General features: G+C 42.2%; 4 protein-coding genes. 3 read left to right on the forward strand and 1 reads right to left on the reverse strand.

Translation table 11 applies throughout. The features are described 5' to 3' along the window. Positions 1-295: 295 nt before the first annotated feature. Positions 296-823, reverse strand: coding sequence for an NADPH-dependent FMN reductase (locus tag L4D78_RS27920; RefSeq protein WP_428469945.1), 528 nt, complete (start codon positions 821-823; stop codon positions 296-298). Positions 824-945: 122 nt separating this feature from the next. Here L4D78_RS27920 and L4D78_RS27925 point away from each other — a divergent pair, with 122 nt between their 5' ends. The 3 genes from L4D78_RS27925 to L4D78_RS27935 all read left to right on the forward strand — a co-directional run bounded on the left by L4D78_RS27925 (position 946) and on the right by L4D78_RS27935 (position 4,955). Further along, the gene (locus tag L4D78_RS27925) at positions 946-1,875 is read left to right on the forward strand and encodes a GyrI-like domain-containing protein (RefSeq protein WP_428469946.1); all 930 of its coding nucleotides are present in this window, start codon (positions 946-948) and stop codon (positions 1,873-1,875) included. Between the two features lie 169 nt (positions 1,876-2,044). Continuing rightward, positions 2,045-4,162: a TonB-dependent siderophore receptor gene (locus tag L4D78_RS27930; protein ID WP_428469947.1), complete on the forward strand. Its 2,118-nt coding sequence runs from the start codon at positions 2,045-2,047 to the stop codon at positions 4,160-4,162. Between the two features lie 58 nt (positions 4,163-4,220). Beyond that, entirely contained in the window at positions 4,221-4,955 is a 735-nt protein-coding gene (locus tag L4D78_RS27935) for a siderophore ferric iron reductase (protein WP_428469948.1), read from the forward strand. Positions 4,956-5,042: the final 87 nt, after the last annotated feature.

Here is a 5,042-nt window from a genome sequence, read left to right on the forward strand (position 1 = left end):
GAATAATTAATTAAGACTAATAAATATTAAAAACAAACATAAACAACAACTTAAAAAATTTAAACATATAATTAAATTGCAATATTTTATTTTCAAAATCATATTGTTCATTTTTGTTTACTAAGATCGTTCGTTTATGTAGATCGGTGTAATTTATAAAACAACTTTATTGAAAAATAATTGTTCCATTTTAAATACTGTTTTTTATAGTTCGTTAATTTAAATGGTATTCGATACTTAGAATTATAAAAGCCACCCGATACAAAGGGTGGCTTTATGCTTATTCTTCTGATATTTAGCTGTAAAGTGCACTCACTGCCGTTATAATCTGCTGATTAATTTCAGGATTACTCACTTTCTGTTCTTCTGAGTTAAAATTATCAAAGAAGCTAGGTACTGAAACCGACGCTTTAACGTCTGCGCCGAAAAAAGGCATCGCACTACTTGCTGCGGCAAGTACACCCTGCCCACCTCTTGCTCCCGGTGATGTGGCAAGTAACACCATTTTTTTATCTTGGTACACCTTTGGCTGGATGCGTGAGCACCAATCAAATAAATTCTTATATGCTGCAGAATATGAGCCGTTATGCTCTGCAAAGGAAACAACAACGGCTGTCGCGCTTTGAATTTTCGCTAGAAATGCTTTTGCTAATTCAGGTTGGCCAAGCTCTTGCTCTTTATCTTGGCTAAAAAGTGGTAATTCGTAATCGTTAAGATCTAACACTTCAACGTCAGCCCCCTCCAGTAAAGATGCGGCATAAGTTACAAGCTGTTTGTTTATAGAAGTACTACTGCTACTTGCAGCAAAGGCGATAACTTTCATCGTCGTTTCCTTACGTTATTAATATCGTCGTTGATATACCTATAAAATAGAACAATAATTTACGGTTATTCAATGCTATCCTATCACTATTGGTCATATTTAGATCAGCGCCGAAAAAGATAATGAAAACCACTAACAATACCAATATTCAGCTAGACACCGAAAATCATCAACTTACCAGAATTGAGCGTGTTTTAGATTACATTCATACGCATATCGATCAACCGTTATCGGTGGAGTTGCTTGCTAAGAAAAGTTGCTGGTCACGCTGGCAGCTGCAACGGGTATTTCTAAGCGAAACCAACCAAACCGTTGCTCACTATGTACGTGAGTTGAAGCTAAGCTTGGCTGCTGAACTGCTGCTAAGCGGTAATGAGCGTATTGTTGACATAGCCTTAAACTGTGGTTTTAATTCCGAAGTCAGCTTTACCCGCGCGTTTAAACAACTTTTTAACTGCTCCCCCAGCGCTTATCGTAAGCGTGGGCAACGAATCGGGTTAAAAACACCACTCAAAGCGACCATGCCAATTCATGAAGCTCATGAAATTAAAAAGCGGTTACTGCAAATACGGGTAGAACGTAAAGCTGAGTTTTTCCTACACGGTGTTAAAGGCGAAATCCAAGGCCTTTGTGCTAACGAACCCAATTTCGCTAATGTTGTTCCGACTATATGGCAACAAATGCACCAACTCACTGGGCAAACAGCACCTTTAACTGTTCCAGCTTACGGTGTGATAGACACCCATGATATTGATGAAGGTAAACCAATCCCCTATTGGGCTGGCGTTGAAGTATCTATGCAAGAGATGGCCAACTTAAATAAAGAGAGCATTTTGGTCGTACCAACTCAAGAGTACGCGGTGATCCCCTATACGGGTGCCATAGGTAACCTCAATCGAACGTTAGAATGGTTCCTTTCCGCTTGGCTTCCACAATCGAACTACCGTGGTATAGAAGGGTTCGAGCTTGAAATTTATCAACCTGGTTTCAACATTAATAGCAGTGATGCTTCCATGGAGTACTGGATCCCTATTCAACCAGCTACTGCTTGATTAAATTCCAACCAAATCAAACGTATTTCAACACCTGCAAATGCGTTTTTTTCTTATTTAGCCTCAATGATGCCCCAAATTGTTAATTTTGCATTTTCTCACTGCATTAGAATGCGAGTGAGAATAATTCCTATTTAGTAACAACTTTTTAACTATTTTTGAGGTATCCATGCAGCAGCTATATTCACGTTCTGTTATTGCGCTTTCAATCGCAACCGCTCTGGCGGTGCCTGCTACAGCGGTGGCCAACAACGAAGCGGCACAATCTGACGACGTGACAACCATGGATACCATTACGGTACTGGGTCAGGCTTACCGTAATACCGCGACAAAAACAGCACTAGCACCAGAAGAAACACCGCAGTCAATCACAACAATAGATAACGAAACCCTTGAGATCCGTGGTGTTAACTCTGTAAGCGAAGCGATGCGCTATGTACCGGGTGTAAATACCGAGGTGCGTGGTGGTGGCGTTAAAATCTATGACACCTTTAATATTCGTGGTTTTGATGTTAACCAAAGCTATTACGATGGCCTTGCCCTACAGTATCTATCAGGCTGGAACCTTCAACCTCAAATCGACCCGATTGCCATCGAGCAAATCGAAGTATTCAAAGGTCCAACATCGGTTCTTTATGGTGCAATGCCTCCTGGCGGTATGGTCAATATCATTCCAAAGACACCTCAAAAAGAGCGCAACACTGATGTGAGTGTGTCAACGGGTACCAACAACCTAAAAGAAGCCAGCATCGATACTACAGGTCAAATCGGTGATAGCGATTTTGCCTACCGTATTATTGCAAAAGCAAGTGATCGTGACAGTCAGGCTCCAGGTGTAAAAGAAACTCGCTACGTAATTGCCCCATCACTAGATTGGAACGTAACCGATCAAACATTGGTTAACTTCAACTTATACTACCAACGTGATCCTGATGCAGGCATTAACTCTGCAGCGCCTGCTGTAGGCTCGGTTTACAACAGTCCTAACGGTAACCTGCCATCTGATTTATTTTTGGGCGACCAAAACTGGAATAAGCTAGATCGTGAAGTTCTTCTAGCAGGCTACAAAATTAACCATGAATTCAACAGTGATTGGACGCTTCTTCATAATGTCCGCTATATGGATGCAAGCCTTCGTCAGGAAAACGTGTACAACACTGGTTTTGAAGATGGTAGTTCAGAGATGCTTATGCGTAACGCATACAGCACCGATGAAGAGTCGAGAGGCTTCACTATGGATAACCAACTAAGTGGCGTTATCTATACCGGTGATCTTGAGCATAATGTGTTATTTGGTGTCGATTACCAAAAACTAAAAGGCTCTGCGCTTCACACTGATTTTGGTGCGGTTTCTTCAGTTAATATCTATAACCCAAATACAAACCAAATCGACCCATCATCGCTGCAAGCACAAGCTGAATACGATTATAATATTGATTCAGAGCAAATTGGTTTGTATTTCCAAGATCAGGTTCGTGTTGAAAACTTAGTCTTGATTGCAGGCGGTCGTTTCGACCAATACAAATCAGATGCTGACGATGTAGAACAAGATCACTTTTCATACCGTCTAGGTGCACTGTACGAATTCAGCACGGGTTTATCACCATTCTTTAGCTACGCGACCAGCTTTGAACCAATAGCAGGCCGTGATAAAGACGGTAACGCTTTCAAGCCTTCTGAAGGCAAGCAATGGGAAGCTGGTGTTAAATACATGTCTGACGACATGAGCAAAACAGCCACGGTATCTGCTTTCCACATTACGAAAACCAATACATTAGTACCGCTTGACCCTTCTGATATCTATGGCCCACAGACACAAACGGGTGAGGTTGTATCTAAAGGTATCGAACTTGAAAGCCAAGTATTCTTAACAGAAAACCTAGATGTTGCGGTTAACTACACCATTATGGATATGGAAATTACCGAGCATAATTCTGAGTACAAAGGTAAAACACCAATTTGGGTACCAGAGCAAACTGGTTCAGTCTGGGCAAACTACAACGTGTTTAACGGTGCGTTATCTGGCACAACATTTGGTGCAGGTGTTCGCTACGTCGGCGAAACACAACTTGACGCTCTAAATACCGATACGGTACCAAGCTACACACTAGTAGATCTAGCGGTTAAGTATGATTTGGGTGAGTTGAGCCATAGTATGCAAGGCGCAAGTGCCGTTGTTTCGGCAACGAATCTATTTAATACCGACTACTACTCGTGCTACGACAGCAACAACTGTTGGGCTGGTGCAGAACAGACCATCGAAGCAACAATCAACTTCAGCTTCTAAGGTTTAAATAACATTAGACAGCAGGTTCGCCTGCTGTCTTCTTCGTTATAGGCAGGTTATGGCGACAGCAAAGTACAAACAACTTTTCCAGTATGCAGAACAGGTTTCACCTTATTTGAAGGGTCGGATCGGCATTGCAGATCATCAGCATATATCAGCAGCTTATGGTAACCCTGAGCTGCTGAATACGTTATATCAACATTGGAAATCTGCGCACCCAGAAGCTGGTACCCCTTATTGGTTAACCCGCAGTTGGACCATGCTGGCCTGGCAACCGTTATATATTGCATTTATCGGCGTCTATGCACTTCGCAGTATCCCTCCTCTTCGTAATATCGCACAAGATTACAAGCAAGGTGTTGTTGCGGGTTTTCACCTTCAAGGGGATAATTGGTACACAGGCACAGAAGATGAGTTGATTGAATATGCTTGCGCTCAGCTAGCCATGTTACTTGACGAGTTACACTGTCAATTTAACCAGCACAACCGCCTACGCCCTGGGCTAACAAAACCCCTCATTGCCGATGCGATTCTGGAAGCATTGGTACAACGTCAATCTTTAATGACTGAGCAACAAGCCTGCGAGAAAACAAACCAAGAGATAGATAACGATATAGTTCGCCATGCCACAATGTGGCTTAGCCACCTAGGACTCCCTTTGCGCCACCTTGATGCATTGCAAAAAGATGAACAATCAGGACGCTGGCAAGTAAAGCGTATTAGTTGCTGTATGCACTATCGCCGTCACGATGGCGAGTTATGCGATAACTGTCCCCGACAGCAAGATAAATAAGATAAATGTATGTTTGAGCTCAATAATATTAAGGTCCACYGAGGTGGACGTGACATTCTCTCAATTGATCGACTCACAATTGATACC

Source organism: Photobacterium minamisatsumaniensis (assembly GCF_050336695.1).
GTDB classification, from domain to species: Bacteria; Pseudomonadota; Gammaproteobacteria; order Enterobacterales; family Vibrionaceae; genus Photobacterium; species Photobacterium minamisatsumaniensis.

Bases quoted from the DNA above. Each gene is read 5' to 3' on its own strand.
- L4D78_RS27920 (WP_428469945.1), bottom strand. From the start codon at position 823: ATGAAAGTTATCGCCTTTGCTGCAAGTAGCAGTAGTACTTCTATAAAC.
- L4D78_RS27925 (WP_428469946.1), top strand. From the start codon at position 946: ATGAAAACCACTAACAATACCAATATTCAGCTAGACACCGAAAATCAT.
- L4D78_RS27930 (WP_428469947.1), top strand. From the start codon at position 2,045: ATGCAGCAGCTATATTCACGTTCTGTTATTGCGCTTTCAATCGCAACC.
- L4D78_RS27935 (WP_428469948.1), top strand. From the start codon at position 4,221: ATGGCGACAGCAAAGTACAAACAACTTTTCCAGTATGCAGAACAGGTT.